Annotated in this window: 16 protein-coding genes and 1 pseudogene; 7 read left to right on the plus strand and 10 right to left on the minus strand. The window is 72.6% G+C overall.

All coding sequences use genetic code 11. The features are described from left to right. Positions 1 to 19: 19 nt before the first annotated feature. Together JK361_RS23015 and JK361_RS23020 are read right to left on the minus strand one after the other, a co-directional pair. Positions 20 to 1,642, minus strand: a complete 1,623-nt coding sequence (locus JK361_RS23015) for a peptidoglycan-binding protein (RefSeq protein WP_201821249.1) — start codon at positions 1,640 to 1,642, stop codon at positions 20 to 22. A gap of 11 nt (positions 1,643 to 1,653) precedes the next feature. Then, positions 1,654 to 2,058 (minus strand): hypothetical protein, encoded by a 405-nt coding sequence (locus JK361_RS23020; protein WP_201821251.1) that lies wholly within the window; start codon positions 2,056 to 2,058, stop codon positions 1,654 to 1,656. 176 nt (positions 2,059 to 2,234) lie between these two features. Between JK361_RS23020 and JK361_RS23025 the strand changes: the two genes are divergently transcribed. After that, entirely contained in the window at positions 2,235 to 2,630 is a 396-nt protein-coding gene (locus tag JK361_RS23025) for a nitroreductase family deazaflavin-dependent oxidoreductase (protein WP_201821253.1), read from the plus strand. Between the two features lie 136 nt (positions 2,631 to 2,766). On the opposite strand, the gene JK361_RS23030 is transcribed toward JK361_RS23025, so the two are convergent. The 6 genes and pseudogenes from JK361_RS23030 to JK361_RS23055 form a co-directional block, all read right to left on the minus strand. Continuing rightward, the gene (locus JK361_RS23030) at positions 2,767 to 4,218 is read right to left on the minus strand and encodes an aldehyde dehydrogenase family protein (protein WP_201821255.1); all 1,452 of its coding nucleotides are present in this window, start codon (positions 4,216 to 4,218) and stop codon (positions 2,767 to 2,769) included. Continuing rightward, a pseudogene (locus JK361_RS23035) lies at positions 4,215 to 5,969 on the minus strand (N-acyl-D-amino-acid deacylase family protein); the annotation flags it as partial. The pseudogene JK361_RS23035 and the gene JK361_RS23030, both read right to left, overlap by 4 nt. Before the next feature lie 93 nt (positions 5,970 to 6,062). After that, complete coding sequence (locus JK361_RS23040) at positions 6,063 to 7,181, minus strand: LLM class flavin-dependent oxidoreductase (RefSeq protein WP_201821259.1); 1,119 nt, start codon at positions 7,179 to 7,181, stop codon at positions 6,063 to 6,065. A 115-nt stretch (positions 7,182 to 7,296) separates the two neighbouring features. Further along, positions 7,297 to 8,067 (minus strand): SDR family NAD(P)-dependent oxidoreductase, encoded by a 771-nt coding sequence (locus JK361_RS23045; RefSeq protein WP_201821261.1) that lies wholly within the window; start codon positions 8,065 to 8,067, stop codon positions 7,297 to 7,299. Between the two features lie 9 nt (positions 8,068 to 8,076). Next, a complete protein-coding gene (locus JK361_RS23050; RefSeq protein WP_201821379.1) occupies positions 8,077 to 8,994 on the minus strand; it encodes an LLM class F420-dependent oxidoreductase in 918 nt (305 codons plus the stop codon). Between the two features lie 5 nt (positions 8,995 to 8,999). Continuing rightward, positions 9,000 to 10,223: an amidohydrolase family protein gene (locus JK361_RS23055; protein ID WP_201821263.1), complete on the minus strand. Its 1,224-nt coding sequence runs from the start codon at positions 10,221 to 10,223 to the stop codon at positions 9,000 to 9,002. A 189-nt stretch (positions 10,224 to 10,412) separates the two neighbouring features. On the opposite strand from JK361_RS23055, the gene afsR reads away from it, so the two are divergent. The 3 genes from afsR to JK361_RS23070 all read left to right on the plus strand — a co-directional run bounded on the left by afsR (position 10,413) and on the right by JK361_RS23070 (position 14,994). Then, the gene (gene afsR / locus JK361_RS23060) at positions 10,413 to 13,376 is read left to right on the plus strand and encodes an SARP-family global regulator AfsR (RefSeq protein ID WP_201821265.1); all 2,964 of its coding nucleotides are present in this window, start codon (positions 10,413 to 10,415) and stop codon (positions 13,374 to 13,376) included. A gap of 208 nt (positions 13,377 to 13,584) precedes the next feature. After that, a complete protein-coding gene (afsS, locus tag JK361_RS23065; RefSeq protein WP_201821267.1) occupies positions 13,585 to 13,776 on the plus strand; it encodes a regulatory protein AfsS in 192 nt (63 codons plus the stop codon). A gap of 954 nt (positions 13,777 to 14,730) precedes the next feature. Beyond that, complete coding sequence (locus tag JK361_RS23070; protein ID WP_236053388.1) at positions 14,731 to 14,994, plus strand: putative endonuclease domain-containing protein; 264 nt, start codon at positions 14,731 to 14,733, stop codon at positions 14,992 to 14,994. 102 nt (positions 14,995 to 15,096) lie between these two features. On the opposite strand, the gene JK361_RS23075 is transcribed toward JK361_RS23070, so the two are convergent. After that, complete coding sequence (locus tag JK361_RS23075) at positions 15,097 to 16,692, minus strand: FadD3 family acyl-CoA ligase (RefSeq protein ID WP_307787310.1); 1,596 nt, start codon at positions 16,690 to 16,692, stop codon at positions 15,097 to 15,099. Positions 16,693 to 16,780: 88 nt separating this feature from the next. Here JK361_RS23075 and JK361_RS23080 point away from each other — a divergent pair, with 88 nt between their 5' ends. Genes JK361_RS23080 through JK361_RS23090 form a run of 3 tightly spaced genes read left to right on the plus strand, consistent with a single transcriptional unit; the run spans position 16,781 to position 19,118 of the window. Then, positions 16,781 to 17,935, plus strand: coding sequence for a lipid-transfer protein (locus tag JK361_RS23080; protein ID WP_201821272.1), 1,155 nt, complete (start codon positions 16,781 to 16,783; stop codon positions 17,933 to 17,935). A 5-nt stretch (positions 17,936 to 17,940) separates the two neighbouring features. Then, on the plus strand, positions 17,941 to 18,348 hold the full coding sequence (locus JK361_RS23085; RefSeq protein WP_201821279.1) for a Zn-ribbon domain-containing OB-fold protein: 408 nt from the start codon (positions 17,941 to 17,943) through the stop codon (positions 18,346 to 18,348). Further along, positions 18,345 to 19,118 carry an enoyl-CoA hydratase/isomerase family protein gene (locus JK361_RS23090; protein ID WP_201821281.1) on the plus strand — a complete coding sequence of 258 codons (774 nt, stop codon included), beginning with the start codon at positions 18,345 to 18,347 and terminating at the stop codon, positions 19,116 to 19,118. The genes JK361_RS23085 and JK361_RS23090 overlap by 4 nt, the downstream gene beginning before the upstream one ends. Positions 19,119 to 19,122: 4 nt before the next feature. Here the strand turns inward: JK361_RS23090 and JK361_RS23095 are convergent, their stop codons facing one another. Continuing rightward, positions 19,123 to 19,740, minus strand: a complete 618-nt coding sequence (locus tag JK361_RS23095; protein WP_201821283.1) for a hypothetical protein — start codon at positions 19,738 to 19,740, stop codon at positions 19,123 to 19,125. Positions 19,741 to 19,851: the final 111 nt, after the last annotated feature.

Raw genomic sequence — 19,851 nt, forward strand, 5'->3', positions numbered from 1 at the left:
TCGCTGGTTCCTGGGTCTCTCAGTCCTGGGGCAGGTGCACGGCGTACGCGTCGGGCAGCCTGCTGTCGCTGGCCTTCGCCATGCCGCCGTTGACGAAGTCGTCCTCGCTGACCCATGTGGTCTGGCCCCACGGGTTGTAGATCTGGAGCTTGTCGCCCTCCTGGCCGATGATCATCATGGCGTGCCCGTGCCGCGTGCCGTCCGCCTCGTACCCCTCGACGCCGATGGGCACCGGCTTGCCCTCGGCCACCGCCTTCTCTATCTCCGGCAGGACGTTGCGCCGGGAGTCCGCGTCCCGCACCTCCTGGAGTTCGTAGGAGCCACCGGTCTCCGGGCTGACCTCCTTGTTGAGGACCTCGGTCTTGCCCTTCTGGTCCATGCCGTCCCAGTTCTTGCCACCGTGGCCCTCCTGGTGCACCCGGTGCTGCTCGTCCACCAGGCGCATGCGGAAGGCCACCGGGTCGTCCTCCTGGCCGCTGGGGCCGCCGGTGAGCCCGAGGGCGAAGACGGGGTCCACCATGGCCCGGGCGGTGACCGTGGAGGAGGCCACACAGGTGCCCTCCCTGCCGTCGCCGCCCTGGGCCCACTGCTGGCCGTCGAAGCTCTGGAGGTCGGTGTTGAGGTTGGCGCCGTTGCCGGGGTCCGTCCCCTCGTCCCGGAGGCTGTCCCCCTGGGTGACGATCGGCGACAGGTGCCGCTGGAGCCACGCCGGGTCCTTGCCGTGGATCTTCCCGCCGAACGCCTCGATGTCGTCGACCTTGTGCCCCGCGGCGAGGGCCTTCATGAGGTACGCCTTCTCCTGCGGGGACTTCGCGTCCGCCAGGAGGTGCTCCATGCGCGAGCGGTCGGCCGGCGGCAGGCCGTCCATGGCCCGGCCCGAGCGTTCCAGCTCCGTGGCGGTGAGGATCTCGTTGTAGTCGGCGGCGCCGGCCTTGCCGCTGGTGTCGGCGAGCATCAGCCGGTCCACCGCGGACAGCTGACCGGTGTGCATCTTGCCCGCGCGCGCCTCGGCCGCCCACTTGTTCAGGTCCCGGGCCGCGGCGCGCACGGCGTCGTCCGCCGCGACGGCGGCCTCGTGCATCAGGGCGACCCCGTCCGTGGCGACGGCACGGGCCGCGGCGAGCACCTTCTGCCGCTCGGCCTTCTCCTCGTCGGTCTCGATCAGACGGCCGAGGTCGAAGAAGCCGTCCCTGGGCCCGAGCTGCTGCTTGGCCTGCACCAGCTTGGCGCGGCCGTCGGCGTCCTGCTTCTTCGCGGGGCCGAGCGCGTCGGCGAGCGCGTGCAGCGCCTTCGCGCCGCCCTCGAACGCCTCCGACATCTTCGTCGCGGCCCGCGCGGCGGCGGCCACACCGTCGGAGGCGAGCACGCTGGTGTCACCGACCCAGACCTCCGGCAGCCCCTTGCGGGCGACCTTGTGCACCCGGTCGTGCAGGTCGCCGGCCTTGTCGACCTGGCCGCGGTAGCGCTTGCCCAGCGCTTCCAGGGCCCCCGTGTCGCCCTGCGGGGCGGAGACGAAGAGCGCACCGTCGATCTGGTCCAGCAGGTCGTTCTTGGTTGCGGCCTTGGGAATGCTCCCGCAGAGATCGGCCAGCCACGAGCGGCGGGCGGCCGGGGAGTCGAGCGGGCTGAAGAACCCCGTCATCGGTCCGCCTCTCAGTACTGCGTGAGGGCGGACGGCCGCTCGGCATACGCGGGCATCGTCGTGAGGCCGCTGCCGCCGGCCGGGACGGGCATCGTGGTGAGGCCGTCCCCGGGGACGGCGGCGGCCCGGGCCGCGACGGTGTGGTCGCCGCCCCCGTACGCCCCCTTGGCCAGCCGTACCTTGCCCGCGAGTTCGTGCAGCGCCGACTGAAGCGTGGTCACGTCCGTCTCCCAGGCGGCGGCGAACGCGTCGAAGGCCGCCGCCGAGTCGGCGCCGCCCAGCGCGTCCGGGGTGTGGCACTCGGTGGTGCCGATCGCCTCGGCTATGTGTCCCGCGTCGTCGCCCGCGCCGTCCAGTTCCGTCGCCTGCCCGGACATGCCGGACCTGACCTTGTAGCCGTCCGAAGACGCGCCCATCAGGCTCCCCCGTTGCGAAAGTTCATGGCTGCGGGGGAGGCTAACACGCGCCGTTCGTACGGCCGTCGACCCGTCACACGCCCCGCACGGGGCCGACACGCCATCGGCGCGGGCGCTGTTCCGGTGCCCTGGACAGCGCCCGTGCGGGGCCCGAGAGAGCAGGAGAGCCGGAGAAGATGTCAGGCCGCGCAGACCGCAAGCACCGCATCGTGACCCGCTTCCAGCGGTACGTCGCGAACCCGCTCAACCGGCGCCTGCCGTTCCAGGTGCTGCTGGAGACGACCGGCCGGAAGTCCGGACTGCCCCGGCAGACGCCGGTCGGCGGGCGCCGGGTCGGCGACTCCTTCTGGCTGGTCTCCGAGTTCGGCCGCAAGTCGCAGTACGTGCGCAACATCCAGGCCGATCCCGCGGTCCGGGTCCGTATCGCCGGCCGCTGGCACCACGGCACCGCCCACCTCCTGCCCGACGACGACGCGGCCGCCCGGCTGCGGGCCCTGCCCCGGTTCAACAGCGCGGCGGTACGGGCGTTCGGCACGGATCTGCTGACGATCCGGGTGGACCTGACGGACTGAGCAGCGCCACGCGACACCGGCACGGCGGCGGGCTCAGCCCGGCCACACGAGACCCACGCCACACGACACCGGCACGGCGGCGAACCCAGCCCGGCCACACGAGACCACGCCACGCGACACCGGCACGGCGGCGAACTCAGCCCGGCCACACGAGGGCCTGCACCTCGCTGTACGCGTGCAGGGCGTACACGCCGACGTCCCGCCCGACCCCGCTCTTCTTGAAGCCGCCGAACGGGGCCTCCATGTTGCGGGCGACCGTGTTGATGCCCACTCCCCCGGCCCGCAGCCGGCGCGCCACCCGGAAGGCGCGGGCCACGTCACCGGACCAGACGTAGTCGACGAGGCCGTAGTCGGAGTCGTTGGCGAGGGCCACCCCCTCGTCCTCGTCGTCGAACGGGATCACCACCACGACCGGCCCGAAGATCTCCTCCCGTGCCACCCGCATGTCGTTGGCGCATCCGGCGAGCAGCGTGGGCGCGACGTAGAACCCCCGCTCCAGGTCCGGCCGTTCGCCGCCCGCCACCACGACCGCGCCCTCCTTGCGGCCGAGTTCGACGTACGACTCCACGCGCGCCCGGTGCTCCGCCGAGATCACCGGCCCCACGACGGTGTCCGCGGCCCGGGGATCGCCCACCGGCAGCCGGGCCGCGTACGCCCCGAGCCGCTCGACGAGCCGCTCGTACACCCCGCGCTGGGCCAGCACCCGCGTCGGTGCCGTGCAGATCTGCCCGCTGTAGAAGGAGAAGGTGGTGCCGATGCCGGCGACGGCCGAGGCGAGGTCGGCGTCGTCGAAGACGAGCGCGGCGCCCTTGCCGCCCAGCTCCATCAGCTGCCGTTTCATGTCCCGCCCGCACACCTCGGCGATGCGCCGGCCGACGGCCGTGGACCCGGTGAAGCTGACCATGTCGACGTCGTCGGACGCCACCACGGCCTCGCCCACCGAGACGTCCCGCCCGGAGACGACGTTCACCACGCCCGGCGGCACCCCGGCGTCCGCCAGCGCCTCGGCCATCCGGTAGACGGACAAGGGGTCCTGCGGGGCCGGTTTCACGACCACCGTGTTGCCCATGGCCAGGGCCGGGGCGATCTTCCCGGCCGGGTTGGCCCACGGGTTGTTGTAGGAGGTGATGCAGGTGACGACCCCGACCGGCTGCCGCACCGCGAGCGCCCCCATCACCCCGGCCTTCCCCATCGGCCCGGCCTCGTTGATCTGCGGGGCGACGGCCCACTCGGCGGGCTCCACGCTCGCGTACCGGCGGAAGCGGGCGGCGGCCACCCCGACCTGCATCGCGCGGGCGGTCCCGGTGGTCGCCCCGGTCTCGGCCCGGGCCAGGTCGGCGTACGGCAGCAGCCGGTCCCGGATGATTCCGGCGGCCCGCGCCAGCACCTCCGCCCGCTCCTCCGGCCGGGTCCGCGACCACGCCCCGAACGCCTCCCGGGCCGCGGCGCAGGCCGCCCGCGCCTGCTCCGGCGAGGCCTCCGGCGCCCGGCCGACGGTCTCCTCGGTGGCCGGATCGGTCACCGGGTAGTGCCCGCCGTCCGGCGCCACCCACGCCCCGCCGACGAACAGCCGCTGTCCCTCGCTCACCGCGTGCTCACCGTCCGCGTGTCCCGCCCGGACCGCAGCACCCGGCCCGGTACGGCCCCGCTCACCTCGTCGTCCCGGATCGCCTCCACGCCGTTGACCCACACCGCCCGCACCCCGATCGCCCGCGAGTCCAGCCGCGGGCTGTCCCCGGGCAGGTCGTGCACCAGACGGGCCTGTCCGGCGTCGATCCGCTCCGGGTCGAACAGCACCAGGTCGGCGTGCCAGCCCTCCGTCACCCGGCCCCGCTCGCGCAGCCCGAAGAGCCGGGCCGGGGCGTCCGTCAGCATCCGCACCGCCTGCTCCAGACCGACCAGTCTCCGGCCGCGCAGGCAGTCCCCGAGGAACCGGGTGGTGTACGGCGCCCCGCACATCCGGTCCAGGTGGGCGCCCGCGTCCGAGCCGCCGAGCAGGACGTCCTCGTGCTGCCAGGTCTCCGCGCGCAGGGCCCAGGAGGCCGGGTCGTTGTCGCTCGGCATGGGCCACAGGACGGTGCGCAGTCCGTCGGCGGCGCAGATCTCCACCAGGCAGGCGAACGGGTCCTGGCCGCGTTCGGCGGCGATGTCCCGCACCACCCGGCCGGTGAGCCCCCGGTTGGCCTCGCTGTAGGTGTCCCCGATGACGTACCGCCCGAAGTCCGCCAGCCGCCGGAACACCCCGGCCTCCTTCGACCGGGCCCGCCGCAGCAGCTCCGCCCGGACGCCGGGGTCGCGGAGCCTGGCGATGCGCTCGGGCACGGGCAGCGCGAGGACCGGCCCCCAGCCCGGGATCAGGTTGAGCGCGCAGAACGTCCCCAGGGACATGTTCATCGGGGTGAGGATGGGCATGGTGAGGGCGACGACCCGGCCGCCGGCCTTCCGCGCCCGCTCGCTCGCGCTCAGCTGCCGGGGCACCCGCTCGGGGACGGCCGCGTCGACGGTGAGGACGTTCCAGTTGAGCGGCCGTCCCGCCGCCGCGCTCATCTCCACGAGCAGGTCGATCTCGGCATCGCTGAACCGGTCCAGGCATCCGGCGACGATCGCCTCGATCTGGGTGCCCTCGTGCTCGCCGACGGCCCGGGAGAGCGCCAGCAGCTCCTCGGGCCCCGCGTGCCGGGAGGCGACGGGCTGCCCGTCACCGTCGGAGTGGGTGCTGGACTGGGTGGTGGACAGGCCCCAGGCCCCGGCGTCCATGGCCGCGTGCAGCAGGCCGACCATCGCGCCGAGCTGCTCCTCGGTGGGCTGCCCGCCGACCGCGTCCGGGCCCATGACGTGCCGCCGCAGCGCGCAGTGCCCGACCATGAAGCCGGCGTTGACCGCGATCCGGCCTTCGAGGGCGTCCAGGTACTCCCCGAAGGAGTGCCAGTTCCAGGGCGCCCCCTCCTCCAGGGCGACCAGGGACATCCCCTCGACCTTCGACATCATCCGCCGGGTGTAGTCGGCGTCCTCGGGCCGGCCGGGGTGGAGGGGCGCGAGGGTGAAGCCGCAGTTGCCGGCGGCGACGGTGGTCACGCCGTGGTTGAGGGAGGGCGTGGCGTACGGGTCCCAGAAGAGCTGCGCGTCGTAGTGGGTGTGCGGGTCGACGAAGCCGGGGGCGAGGACGAGACCGTGCGCGTCCTCGGTGGTGCGGGAACCTTCGGTGATCTTGCCGATGGCGGCGATGCGGCCACCTCGTATGCCGACGTCGGCGGTGTGAGCGGGCGCGCCGGTGCCATCCACGACGGTGGCGCCCTTGATGACGTGATCGAGCATGAGGGCTCCTCTTCGACTCCGGGAGGCTGACCTACCTGGGGCGCGGGACCGTGTCGATCCGCGGCTCGGCCGCGTGGGCGCGGGCGACCACGACGGACCCGCACCCGCCCGCGGCGCTCACACGGCAGCCCGGAACCGCGAAGTCCGGTGCACCGGGTCCGTGTCGATCTTCGGGATGACGTGCTCGCCGATCAGCCGGATCGTCTGGAGCGTCTCCTCCTTGGGCACCCCCACCGGCAGCCCGAAGCTCAGCTGGTCCGCCCCGGCCTGCTCCCACCGCTTGCACTGGCGCAGCACCTCGTCCGGATCGCCGCAGATCAGCAGCTCCTCCTCGATGAGCAGCTCCACGAACTCCGGCGTGTAGGGGGGCAGCGTCTCCGGCCATACCGGGAATCCCTCGGGCCGGGGGAACGTGTCGTGGTAGCGGAAGACGAGGGAGGGCAGGTAGTGCAGCCCGCCGTTCACGGCGATCTCGATCGCCTCCGCGTGTGTCGGCGCGCAGATCGCGGTCGTCGTCACCATCACGTTGTCGTTGACGAAGTCCCCGACCGGCTCCGCGTTCACGACCGCCGTCTTGTACTGCTCCAGCACCCACTCCATGTCGGAGACCTTCTGGATGCTGAAACCGAGCACGCCGAGCCCCTTCCTCGCCGCCATCGCGTAGGAGGGCGGCGAACCGGCCGCGTACCACATCGCCGGATGCGACTTCCCGTACGGCTTGGGGAGCACCTTCCTCGGCGGGAGCTGCCAGTGCTTGCCCTGGAAGCCCTCGTACTCGTCCTGGAGCCACATCTTGGGGAACTCGGCGATCGTCTCCTCCCAGATCTCCTTCGTGTGGTTCATGTCGGTGATGCCCGGCAGGAAGCCGAGGATCTCGTGGCTGCCCGCGCCCCGGCCGCTGCCGAACTCGAAGCGGCCCTCGCTGAGGTGGTCGAGCATGGCCACTTTCTCGGCGACCTTCACCGGGTGGTTGACCTGGGCCAGCGGGTTGAAGATCCCGGAGCCCAGGTGGATCCGGTCGGTCGCGTGGGCGAGGTAGCCGAGGAAGACGTCGTTGGCGGACAGGTGCGAGTACTCCTCCAGGAAGTGGTGCTCGGAGGCCCAGGCGTACTTGAAGCCGGACTTGTCCGCCTGGATGACGTACTCGGTCTCCTCCATCAGCGCCTTGTGCTCGGCCAGCGGGTCGGTCTCGGCTCGCTTGCCCACGTATCCCTGTACAAAGAGCCCGAATTCCACGGCGGTTCACCGTCCCCAGTGTTTCTGACGCTCCGTCAGTTCTTGGTTGTCGGCCGACTGTCGCACCGGCCGCCCCGACCGTCAATAGCTGACGGTCCATCAGCTATCCGTTGCCTCAGATGACACTGACCCCCGCCAGCCAGCCCCCGTCGATCACGAACGGCTGCCCGGTGATGTACGAGGAGTCGTCCGAGGTGAGGAAGAGGGCGAGCCGGGCCACCTCCTCCGGCTGCCCGACCCGGCCGAGCGGCACGAGCCCCCGGTACAGCTGGTCCAGGGCTCGGCCCATCTCCTCCGGGTCGGCGTCCGGATCCAGCCGCGCCGGGTTCGACATCGCGGTGTCGATGGCACCCGGGCAGATGGCGTTGACCCGGATCCGCCGGCCCGCCAGCTCCAGCGCGGCCACCCGGGTCAGCCCGAGCACGGCGTGCTTGGTCGCCGTGTACGTCCCGACGGCGGCCATGCCGGTGAGCGCGGTGTAGGAGGCGGTGTTGACGATGGTGCCCCCGTCCGCCAGCTCCGGTGCCACCGTCTTCATGCCCAGGAAGCAGCCGACCTGGTTCACCTGCACGACCTGCATGAACTCGTCGAGCGGAGTGTCCACCAGCGCGTTGAAGCGCAGGATGCCCGCGTTGTTGACCAGCCCGTCGATGCGCCCGTACGCCCGCTTGACCGCGCCGACGGCCTCCCGCCAGCCGTCCTCCGTGCCCACGTCCAGGTGGACGTAGAGGGCCCCTATCTCCTTGGCGAGCGCCTCGCCGAGGTCGTCCAGCACGTCCGCGACGACCACCCGCGCACCCTCCGCCCGGAACAGCCGGGCCTCCTGCTCGCCCTGCCCGCGCGCCGCCCCGGTGACGATGACGACCCGCCCGTCCAGCTTGCCCATAGCGTCTCCTCAGTCCAGCCGGGGCGCGACCTCCGCCCCGAACACGCCGATCTGCTCGATGAGTTCGGCCCGGTCCCGACTGCGGAACCGCACCTGGATCTGGTCCACGCCCATCGCCCGGTACGCGCGCAGCGACTCGGCGATCTCCTCCGGTGCCCCGGCGAGCGTGCGCCGCCCGGTGTCCCAGCCGGGCCGGCCGACGTACAGCGGCTCGGCGATGGCGCCGACGGTGTACTCCCCGTCGCGGCCGGCCTCCGCGCGCAGCCGCCGGATCCGGGCGATCCGCTCCGGCAGCCGGTCGCGGGGATCCCCCTGCGGCAGCCAGCCGTCACCGCGCAGCGCGGCCCGGCGGACCGCGGCGGGCGAGGAACCGCCGACCCACAGGGGGACGTGCGGCTGTGCCGGGCGGGGCCGCTGCCCGAGCCCGGCGAAGTCGTAGTGCTTCCCGTGGTGCTCGGGGAACTCCTCGGGCCCGAGGGCGGCCCGCAGGGCGTCGACCACCTCGTCGAGGACGGCCCCGCGCCGCTCGAAGTCCACCCCGAGCGCCTCGAACTCCTCCCGCACGTGCCCCGCCCCGACCCCGAGGATCAGCCGGCCGCCGGAGAGGTGGTCGAGGGTGGCGTACTGCTTGGCGGTGAGCAGCGGATGGCGCAGCCCCACCACGGCCACGTGGCTGAGCAGCCGGACCCGCTCGGTGACGGCGGCGAGGTGGGCGAGCGTGGCCACCGGGTCGTACCAGACCGTGCTCATGGCCGGGGCCAGCCGGCGCGGGACGGCGACATGATCGCAGCAGGCGACGTAGTCGAAGCCCGCGGCGTCGGCCGCCCGCGCGACCGCGACCAGGTCGTCCGGCCCGGCCCCGGCCTCCCACGGCTCGGTGTAAAGGGTGCTCTGCGACTGGACGGGCAGCTGGATGCCGTAGGACAGGGCGCTCACCGCCACAGCCCTTCCGGTGTGAGCCCCAGCAGCTCGATCGCGTTGCCCCGGACGATCCGCTCGACCACGTCGGCCGGCAGGTGCCCCATCTGGGCCTCGCCGACCTCGCGGGACTTGGGCCAGGTGGAGTCGGAGTGCGGGTAGTCGGTCTCGTACAGGACGTTGCCGACGCCGATGGCGTCCAGGCTCCTGAGCCCGAAGGCGTCGTCGAAGAAACAGCCGTAGACGTGCTCGGCGAACAGCTCGGACGGCGGCCGGCGCACCTTGTCGGCGATCCCGCCCCACCCGCGGTTCTCCTCCCACACCACGTCCGCGCGCTCGAGGATGTACGGGATCCAGCCGATCTGCCCCTCCGCGTACATGACCTTCAGGTTCGGGAAGCGCTCGAACTTGCCGCTCATCAGCCAGTCGACCATCGAGAAGCAGCAGTTGGCGAAGGTGATGGTGGAGCCGACGGCGGGCGGGGCGTCGGCGGAGGTGGAGGGCATCCGACTGCTGGAGCCGATGTGCATGGCCACGACCGTGCCGGTCTCGTCGCAGGCCGCGAGGAACGGGTCCCACTCGTCGGTGTGCACGGACGGCAGCCCGAGGTGCGGGGGTATCTCGGAGAAGGCGACGGCCCGGGCGCCGCGCGCGGCGTTGCGCCGCACCTCCTCGGCCGCCAGCCGGGCGTCCCACAGGGGTATGAGGGGCAGCGGTACCAGCCGGCCCCCCGCCTCGGGCCCGCACCACTCCTCCACCGTCCAGTCGTTGTAGGCGCGGACGCACAGCAGGGCGAGTTCCTTGTCGGCGGCCTCCGTGAACGTCTGCCCGCAGAAGCGGGGGAAGGTCGGGAAGCACAGGGCCGACTGGACGTGGTTGACGTCCATGTCGGCGAGCCGGGCGGACACGTCGTACGACCCGGCCCGCATCTGCTCGTACGTGATGACCTCGAGCCTGACCTCGTCCCTGGCGCAGCCGACGGCCGTGTCGAGGCGGGTGAGCGGCCGGCGCAGGTCCTCGTAGACCCACCAGTCGCCGAGCGGGCCGTCCGTGGCGCCCGGGTCGCCCATGACGGGCTTGAACCGCCCGCCGAGGAAGGTCATCTCCTTCAGCGGCGCGCGCACGATCCGGGGTCCGACGTCCCGGTACTTCCGCGGCAGCCGGTCCTGCCACACTCCGGGAGGCTCAACGGTGTGGTCGTCGACGGAGATGATCAGCGGGAACTGTGTGGTCTCCATGTCCCTCACGGTAGCGCTGATCTGACGGTCCGTCAGCTACGCTGCCCGGGCATCCGGGATGCGAAGACCGTGTGAGGGCCTTGTGCACCACCACCCCCACCCTGTGATCGGCGTCTCGCACGGCTGACGCAACCGCCCGGAACAAGGCAAACTGACGGAGTTGTTCGTGATGCCGAGGGGGACGAACGCATGGACGGTGGGCCGCGAGTACCCGAGCAGCGGCGCGCCGGCTCCGGGACCACCGCGGAGTCCGGCCCGCTGCGCTTCGGCGTGCTCGGTCCGGTACGGGCCTGGCGCGGCGGGGAAACACTCAGCACGGGCTCCCCCCAGCAGCGCGCCCTGCTGGCCGCCCTGCTGCTGCGGGAGGGCCGCACGGCCACCGCGGCCGAGCTGATCGACGCGCTGTGGGGGCCCGAGCCGCCGTCCCAGGCGCTGGCGGCGGTCCGCACGTACGCGTCCCGCCTCCGGAAGATCCTCGACCCCGGGGTCCTGGTCAGCGAGTCCGGCGGCTACGCGGTGCGCTCCTCGGGCGAGGGCGCGCTGGACCTGGCCGTGGCGCAGGACCTGGCGGCGGAGGCCGAGAAGGCGCGCGGCACCGGCGACCTGGGCCGGGCCCGGTCCCTGCTCAACGAGACGCTCGCCCTCTGGGACGGCGAACCCCTCGCCGGCGTGCCCGGCCCGTACGCCGAGGCCCAGCGTGCCCGCCTGGAGGAGTGGCGCCTCGGCCTGCTGGAGTCCCGCCTCGACCTGGACCTGGAACAGGGCTGCCACGCCGAGGCGGTCTCGGAACTGACGGCACTGACGGCGGCGCACCCCCTGCGGGAACGCCTGCGCGAACTCCTGATGCTGGCGCTGTACCGCAGCGGCCGGCAGGCGGAGGCGCTGGCCGTGTACGCCGACACCCGCCGCCTGCTGGCCGAGGAACTCGGCGTGGACCCCCGCCCGGGACTGAGCGAGCTCCAGCAGCGCATCCTCCAGGCGGACCCGGCCCTGGCGGAGCCCTCGGCCCCGGTGACGGAGCCTGCGCTCGCCCCCGTCCGCCCGGCCCAGCTCCCCGCCTCCGTACCGGACTTCACCGGCCGCAGCTCCTTCGTGTCCGAGCTGAGCGACGTACTGTCCTCCGCGTCCGAGGCGGAGGGGCGGGTGATGGCGGTGTCGGCGCTGGCCGGCATCGGCGGCGTCGGCAAGACCACGCTGGCGGTGCACGTCGCCCACCGCGCCCGGTCCGCCTTCCCCGACGGCCAGCTGTACGTGGACCTCCAGGGCGCCGGCCCGCGCCCCGCGGAACCCGAGACGGTGCTGGGCTCCTTCCTGCGCGCCCTGGGCACGGCGGACACGGCGATCCCCGACTCCATGGAGGAACGCGCGGCCCTGTACCGCTCGGTCCTGGACGGCCGCCGGGTGCTGGTCCTGCTGGACAACGCGAAGGACGCGGCCCAGGTACGCCCGCTGCTGCCCGGCACGGAGGGCTGCGCGGCCCTCGTCACCTCCCGCGTCCGGATGCTGGACCTGGCCGGCGCGCACCTGGTCGACCTGGACGTCATGTCCCCGGAGGAGGCCCTCGCCCTCTTCACGAAGATCGTCGGCGAGGAGCGGGTGGCGGCGGAACGGGAGGCGGCCCTGGACGTGGTCGCGGCCTGCGGCTTCCTGCCCCTGGCGATCCGCATCGCGGCGTCCCGCCTCGCCGCCCGCCGCACCTGGACGGTCTCCGTCCTGGCGGCGAAGCTGGCCGACGAACGCCGCCGCCTGGACGAACTCCAGGCGGGTGACCTGGCGGTCAAGGCCACGTTCGAACTCGGCTACGGACAGCTGGAGCCGCCCCAGGCCCGAGCCTTCCGCCTGCTGGGCCTGGCCGACGGCCCCGACATGTCCCTCGCCGCCGCAGCCGCGGTCCTGGACCTCCCCCCGGAGGAGACGGAAGACCTACTGGAGTCCCTCGTCGACACGTCCCTCCTGGAATCAGCGGCCCCGGGCCGCTACCGCTTCCACGACTTGGTACGGCTGTACGCACGGGCTTGCGCGGAACGGGATCAGCGGCCGCAGGAGGAGAAGGGGGCGGCGCTCTCGCGGGTGCTGGACTTCTATCTGGCCACGGCTGCAAGAGTGTTCGCGATCGAGCGGCCAGGGGACCGACTGGCCGATCACCTGGAGGCGACGGAGTACGCCGGTCTGGACTTCACCGACCGGCAATCTGCGCTCGACTGGCTCTACTCCGAGGCGAACTGCCTGCTCGCGTGCGCGCGTCAGGCCCTCGGCGACGGCCGGCTCCGTCGGGGCGTGGATCTGCTCTGGGCCGCCAAGGACCTTGGTGAGTCCGGAGCCAATTCGAAGCAGTACGAATCCGTCGCCCTTGCCGCGAGGGACGCTGCTGCCGCCGCCGGGGACGAGCGCGCAGAAGGACGCGCTCGCACGGTGTTGACCAACGTGCATCTGGTTGCCGGGCGCTACGACGACGCCGAGGACGAAGCGTGCCGAGCCGTGTCGCTCGCCGGGGAGGTCGGTGACCTCATCCCGCTCTACTGGGCCAGCAACGACCGCGGGATCATCGCTCTCATCCAGGGCCGCTATGCGGACGCCGAAGGACACCTGCTCTCCGCCATCGAAGGCTCCCGGGCGGACGGTAACCACCCGCTGGAAGCAAGCGCGTTGTGCAACCTGTCCCGCGTGCACCTGGCGATGGGCCGCACCTCCCACGCCATCGAACTCGCTCAGGACGGGATCGCCATCTACGACCGTCTGGGTCTGACGCTGCGGCTGGCCAACGCGCGCTACGCCCTGGGAATCGCCCTCACCGAGGCGGGGCGACCGGCCGACGCGTTGAGGGAACTGACCGAGGCGCTCCAGATGTTCGAGACGAACCGCCAGCGCCTTTGGGAGGGAACGACTCAGTTCCGCATCGCCCAGGCCCACGTCGCCAGCCGGCAGCACGCGAAGGCGGCGCAGCACGCCGAGCAGGCGCTCGCAATAGGGTGCATCGGGGGTGACCGGATCCGTGCCGAGGTTCTGACCACCCTCGGTCATTCGCTGCAGGGCCTCGGCCAGGTCGACCGGTCCCGCGTGTGCTGGCAGGAAGCCCTGACCCTGTATGAGCAGGCCGGCGCCGCGGAGGCCGACGTCGTCCGACGTCTGCTGACTCCGGCATCCGTGGCCTGAGGTCACGGACCACCAGAGGCGTTCATCGATTGTTTATGGCGCACTGTCATGCTCGGCGCAACGATCCGTGGTGTCGGGGGGCAGACGGATCAACCAGGGGTTCCGCCACCTAGGGTGAGATCCCGAACGGCCCTGTCCGGCAGCCCGCGGGGGAGTTGCCGGACAGGGTTTCCCACAGATCCATTCGATACAGGGGAGGGTCCGCACTATGAGCGACGCCAAGAAGAGCCAGGACGAAGAAATCGTCACCCTGGACAACCACGCGCCCGCGCCGCCGTCGGGCGACAAGATCATCACGCTCGACAACCACGCGCCCGCGCCGCCGTCGGGGGACAAGATCATCAAGCTGGACAACCACGCGCCCGTTCCGCCCGCCCTGGACCTGGACGTCAACAAGTAAGCCTTCACTGGACGGGGATCGGCCGCGGCGGCGCGGAGGGGGAGCCGCCGCGGCCGAGGCGTTTGCGGGGGAAGCCGCCGCGGCCGAGGCGTTCCCGGAGCCGGAGCCGGAGCGGAGCCGCTCCGCGACGGCGACTCGGACACCCGCGCAGGCCGGCCCCCGCGGGGCCCCACCCGAGACTGGCGGATTCGTTCCATCGGTGGATGGGATGTGCGCAGGTCATACGGGCGGCTCTCGGAACCGATCTGCCAATCTCAGCCCCGGTACGGCCTGGTGGGGCGAGTTGTCCACAGGGGGGCACGGGGGGCAGGGGGGTCGGGCACTGTGGGGGTGTGGCGCGGTGTGGACTGGGAGGGCTCGTCGAGGGCGGGGTGCTGCTCACCTCGCGGGCGTTGGCTGAGGGGTGGCCCCGGGTTTCCCTCTCTCGACAGCTCCGTTCGGACGGGTGGATCCGGATCAGGAGCGGGGCCTGGGCAGAGCCCGGCCGGGAGGTCGGGCTGCCCCTGCGGTTACGGGCGGCCCAGCTCCTCAGACCACAGCTGGTCGTGAGTCACCGCTCGGCCGCTCATCTCTGGCAGATCGAGACGCTGGGGCGGGGAGCGCCGGGCCCACTGGAATTCACCGACCCCGAACTCGGTGCGCGACAGGGCCTCACCGAGGTCCGCATCCATCGGATTCCGCTTCCGGAGAGCGACATCGCGAGCCGGGCGGGGCTCCGCGTCACCCGGGTCCCCCGTACTCTCGCCGACCTCCTCCGGGCCGGGCCGAGGGACGACGTCCTGGTCGCCGTGGAATCGGCGCTGGCCTTCCGCCGCGTCGGCGGTCAGCGCCGGGCACCGGTCACCGCTCTCGCCGCCGTGTACCTCGTCCTGGAAGCCCCACGGCTGGGGGGCCACCCGGGCCCGGGACTGGGCGCGCCTCGTCGATCCGCGGGCCGGCTCGCCCGCCGAGACGATGGCGCGTCTGCGGATGCTCGACGCCGGGCTGCGTCCGGAGCCCCAGGCCGAGGTCCACACCCCGGACGGCCGCCGTCGCTACCTCGACTTCCTGTTCCGGGAGGCAGGTCTGGCCGTCGAGATCGAGGGGTACGCCTACCACGGCAGCCGTGACGCCCACCGCCGGGACATCGCCCGCTTCAACCAGGTCCTCCAATGCCCCGAGGTCCGCCGCCTCCTCCGCTTCAGCGCCGAGGACGTCTTCCACCGTCCCGCGTGGTGATCGAGCAAATCCGCGCCGCGCTGCCAGCCCCAACCGGAGCCGAACGGCAGTGAGGACCGCAGAACGGCCTCAGTCCCGCCCCGCAAACAGCCCAAAACGGCCTCAGTCCCGCCCCCGCAAAACCCCCTTGACCACCTTCCCGCTTGCGTTTCTGGGGAGTTCGTTCAGGAAGGTGATCGTGCGGGGGACCTTGTAGTTGGCCATTTCTCTGCGGGCCCAGGCGATCAGGTCGGGGGCGGTGAGGGGGGAGCCGGGTCTGCGGACCACGAACGCCCTGCCGACCTCGCCGAGGCGGGCGTCCGGCGTGCCGATGACCGCCACGTCCGTCACGTCCGGGTGGAGCGCGAGCAGTTGCTCTATCTCCGCCGGGTAGGCGTTGAAGCCGCCGACGATGAACATGTCCTTGATCCGGTCGGTGATACGGAGGTTGCCCGTCTCGTCCAGGACGCCCACGTCGCCCGTGCTCAGCCAGCCGTCCGGGGAGATCGCCTCGGCGGTCGCGCCGGCGTCCTCGTAGTAGCCCCCCATGACGTTGAAGCCCCGGACCAGCACCTCGCCCGGCGTGCCGGTCGGCACCGGTGTGCCCGTGGGGCCCACCACCCTGACCTGCGCGCCGGGGATCGCCCGGCCGGAGGTGGAGGAGATCACCGACGGGGCGTCGCCGCGCCGGCACATCGTGACGATGCCGGACGCCTCCGTGAGGCCGTAGGCCGTCAGGACCGTGTCGACGCCGAGTTCGCCGCGCAGGCGCTCCACCAGCCGCAGGGGCACCACCGCCGCCCCCGTCACCACCAGCCGCAGCGCCGACAGGTCGTGGGCGTCGCGCGCCGGATGGTCCAGGAGCTGCTGGTGCAGGGTGGGCGGGCCCGGCAGGACCGAGACCCGTTCCGCCGCGATGTTCGCCAGGGCGGTGTCCACGTTGAACACCGGCTGCGGGATCATCGTCGCCCCGCGCATCAGGCAGGCGATCACCCCCGCCTTGTAGCCGAAGGTGTGGAAGAAGGGGTTGACGATGAGGTAGCGGTCCGTGGGGCGCAGGCCCGCCAGGTCCGCCCAGATCTCGTAGGCGCGCAGGGTCTGGCCGTGCGTGATCACCGCGCCCTTGGGGCGGCCCGTCGTACCCGAGGTGTAGGTGATGTCCGACACGGACGTGCCGGCCAGTTCCCGGGCCCGATCCCGCACTTCGTGGGTGGCCACGCCCTCCCCGCCCGCCAGGAAGTCCTTCCAGGTGCGGAAGTCGGGTGGCGCGTCGTCCGAGAGGACCACCACCTGCTCCAGTTCCGGCAGGCCCGGCAGCGGGCCGCGGCCCTCCGGTGCGGCCTCGCCGGCCGCCCGGCGCAGGGAGGCGACGTACGACGTGCCCAGGAAGGTGCCCGTCACGAACAGCAGTCGGGTCCCGCTGCGGCGCAGTACGTCGGCCGCCTCCGCGCCCTTGAAGCGGGTGTTCAGCGGGACGAGGACGGCGCCCGCCGTGACCGCGCCGAGGGCCGCGACGATCCAGTCCAGGGAGTTGGGGGCCCAGACGGCGACACGGTCGCCCGCTTCCACTCCGCGGGCCAGGCAGGCCGCCGCCGCGCGGTCGATGCGGGCGCCCAGTTCGGCGTACGTGACCCTGGTGCGGCCGTCCACCACGGCCTCCGCGTCCGCGTACCGCCCGGCCGCCGACCACACCAGTTCCGGAATGGTCTCCCACTCGATCACGGCCCAGCCTCCCTCGCCGAGAGCCAGTAGCTGACTGTCCGTCAGATTAGCTGTAATCTGACGGCCTGTCAGGAGAGGGGGCAACATGGCAGGACCAGGGATCAAGGACGCCACCGCCATCGTCGGGATCGGGCAGACCGCCTTCGCCAGACACCTCGCCGAGGACGAGAGGACGCTCGCCTGCCGGGCCGTGCTCGCCGCGCTCGACGACGCGGGAATCGCACCCGGCGAGGTCGACGCCCTCGCCTCCTACACCATGGAGGAGACCGACGAGGTCGAACTGGCGAAGGCCGTGGGGTTCGGGGACCTCACCTTCTTCAGCAAGGTGGGGTACGGAGGGGGCGGTTCCTGTGCCACCGTCGCCCATCTCGCCGCCGCCATCGCCGCCGGGCAGGCCACCGTCGGGGTCGCCTGGCGGTCCAGGAAGCGGGGCAGCGGACCGCGGCCGTGGACCAACACCGCGGTGCAGTTGCCGACTCCGGCCCAGTGGACCCGGCCCTTCGGGCTGCTCCGGCCCGCCGACGAGATAGCCATGCTGGCGCGGCGGTACATGCACGAGTACGGCGTCACCCGGGACCACCTGTTCAACGTCGCGCTGGCCTGCCGGAACCGGGCCAACCAGAACCCCGCCGCCGTGATGTACGAACGGCCGCTGACCCGCGAGATGTACATGACCTCCCGGTGGATCAGCGAGCCGCTGTGCCTCTACGACAACTGCCTGGAGACGGACGGGGCACTCGCCTGCGTGATCGTCGGGCGCGAGCGGGCGCGGGACTGCCGGCAGCGGCCCGTCTACGTCCACGCCGCCGCGCAGGGGCTGCCCGCCCAGCACCACGGCATGGTCAACTACTGGAACGACGACCCGCTCACCGGCCCCGCCTGGGCCGCCGCCCGGCATCTGTGGAAGCACGCCGACCTCACGCCGGAGGACGTCGACGTGGCGCAGATCTACGACGCCTTCAGCGCCCTGATCCCGCTGTCCCTGGAAGGCTACGGCTTCTGCGCCCGCGGCGAGGGCGGCGCCTTCACCGAGCAGGGCGCCCTGGAGACCGGCGGACGGCTGCCGGTCAACACCGGCGGCGGCGGGCTCAGCGAGGCGTACGTGCACGGCTTCAACCTCGTCAACGAAGGGGTGAAGCAGCTGCGCGGCACCAGTACCGCCCAGGTCCCCGGGGCCGCCGCCTGCCTGGTCACGGCCGGCGAGGGCGTGCCCACCTCCGCCCTTCTGCTGAGGAGCTGACCGTCATGCTGAGTCCCGTCACCGACACCGACGGCGCGCCCTTCTGGGAGTACGCGGCCCGTGGCGAGCTGCGCGTCCAGGCGTGCGGCGACTGCGGTGAGCCCCGCTTCCCGCCCCGGCCCTGCTGCCCGCACTGCCAGTCCTTCGCGAGCGAGTGGCGACCGGTCTCGGGGCGCGGACGCGTGTGGTCGTACGTCGTCCCGCATCCGCCCCTGCTGCCCGGCTACGCGGAGCAGGCGCCGTACAACGTGGTCGTCGTGGAGCTGGAGGAGGCTCCGCGGATACGGCTCGTGGGGAACGTGGTCGCGCGCGCCGGGGCCCCGCTGGACTCGGTGGCTCCGGCGCGCCTGCGGATCGGCGCCCGGGTGCGGGCGGTGTTCGCCGGCGGGCTGCCGCAGTGGGTGCTCGCGTGAACACCGTCCGCCTGGCCGTGGACGAGGACACCGGCGTCGCCGTCGTCACCCTGGACCGGCCCGAGCGGCTGAACGCCGTCGATCTGGAGATGGTGCGGGAACTGGGCGAGGTCTGGCGGAGGTTGCGGTTCGACGACTTGGTGCGGGCCGTCGTGCTCACCGGGTCCGGCGAGCGGGCGTTCTGCACGGGCATCGACCGGGACGCGGTCGTGCCGCAGCCCTCGTCGCCGTACATGCAGGACGATCCGCTGCTCGGCGTCGGGCCGAAGGCGAACGGCCTGTGGAAGCCGGTCGTGGCCGCCGTGCGCGGGATGGCCTGCGGCGGAGCCTTCTACCTGCTGGGTGAGAGCGAGTTCGTGGTCGCCGACCCGACGGCCGTCTTCTTCGATCCGCACACGGCGTACGGCATGGTCAGCGCCTACGAGTCCGTGCTCATGGCCCAGCGGATGCCGTACGGGGAGGCCGCGCGGATGATGCTCATGGGCACGGCCGAGCGGATCTCCGCGCGACGGGCCCACGAGGTGGGGCTGGTCTCCGAGGTCACGGAGGAGGGGGGCGCGCTGGCGGGTGCCGTGCGCTGCGCCGCCGTCATCGCCGGGTATCCGCCGGAGGGGGTGCAGGGGACCGTCCGGGCGCTGTGGGCGGCGAAGGAGGCGGCGCGTGCGCAGGCGTTCGCGCAGGCACCGCATCTCATCGCCCTCGGCAATCTGCCGGCCGGACGCCAGGCGGAGCTGTTCGCCGGGCGGCGGCGGGAGTTCCGGGTGCGTTGAGGCTTCAGCTCCTGAGCCGGGCCTCGTCGTCCGCCTCGCAGTGGTCGACCGTCTTCAGGTACTGCGCGCGCAGCTGGACCCGGGCGGTCTCCTTGCCGTGCGCGGGGACGGTGACCTCCGGGGATTCCGCGGTCCAGAGGTAGTCGTCCGCCGGGTCGTAGAAGGTGACCCAGGCCGTGAACCTCCCGGTGCGGTTGTTCGGGTTGGCGATCTCGACCGTGGCGTACGGCCGCTTCGGGGTCGCGCAGCCGATCAGCTTCACCGTGCCGTCCCGCGTCGCCCTGCCGGTGCCGGTGCCGGAGGGCGTGGAGGTCGGCCGGTGCGTGCGCCGGTGGGAGCCGCCGCCCGTGCCGGAGCCGGAGGAGCCGTCGTCGTCCGAGCCGTACGTGGGGACGGCGGCGGACCCGCCCGAGGCGTCGTACGACGAGCCGCCCGACGAGCCGCCCGACGTGGACGACGACGAACTGTCGTGGTCCTGGTGGGAGCTGCTGCAGCCGCCTGTGCCGCCTCCGCTCCCCCGGCTGCCGTGGTGCCGGCCCGTCGAGAAGCCCGTGAGGCCGAGCATCACCAGGGTCAGTACGGCCGTGAACTTGAGCGAGCGCTTCCGTTTGGGCGTGCACATGCCGGAACCCTATCCATCGCCGTCCGCGCGACCGCACCGCATGGCGGGTACCGGGCGCCCGAGGTAGCGTCGGCCGTGGACGGCCGCCGTCTGGAGCCCTTCCGTGCAAAC

Origin of the sequence: Streptomyces musisoli (genome assembly GCF_016741855.1) — a bacterium.
Classification (GTDB): domain Bacteria; phylum Actinomycetota; class Actinomycetes; order Streptomycetales; family Streptomycetaceae; genus Streptomyces; species Streptomyces musisoli.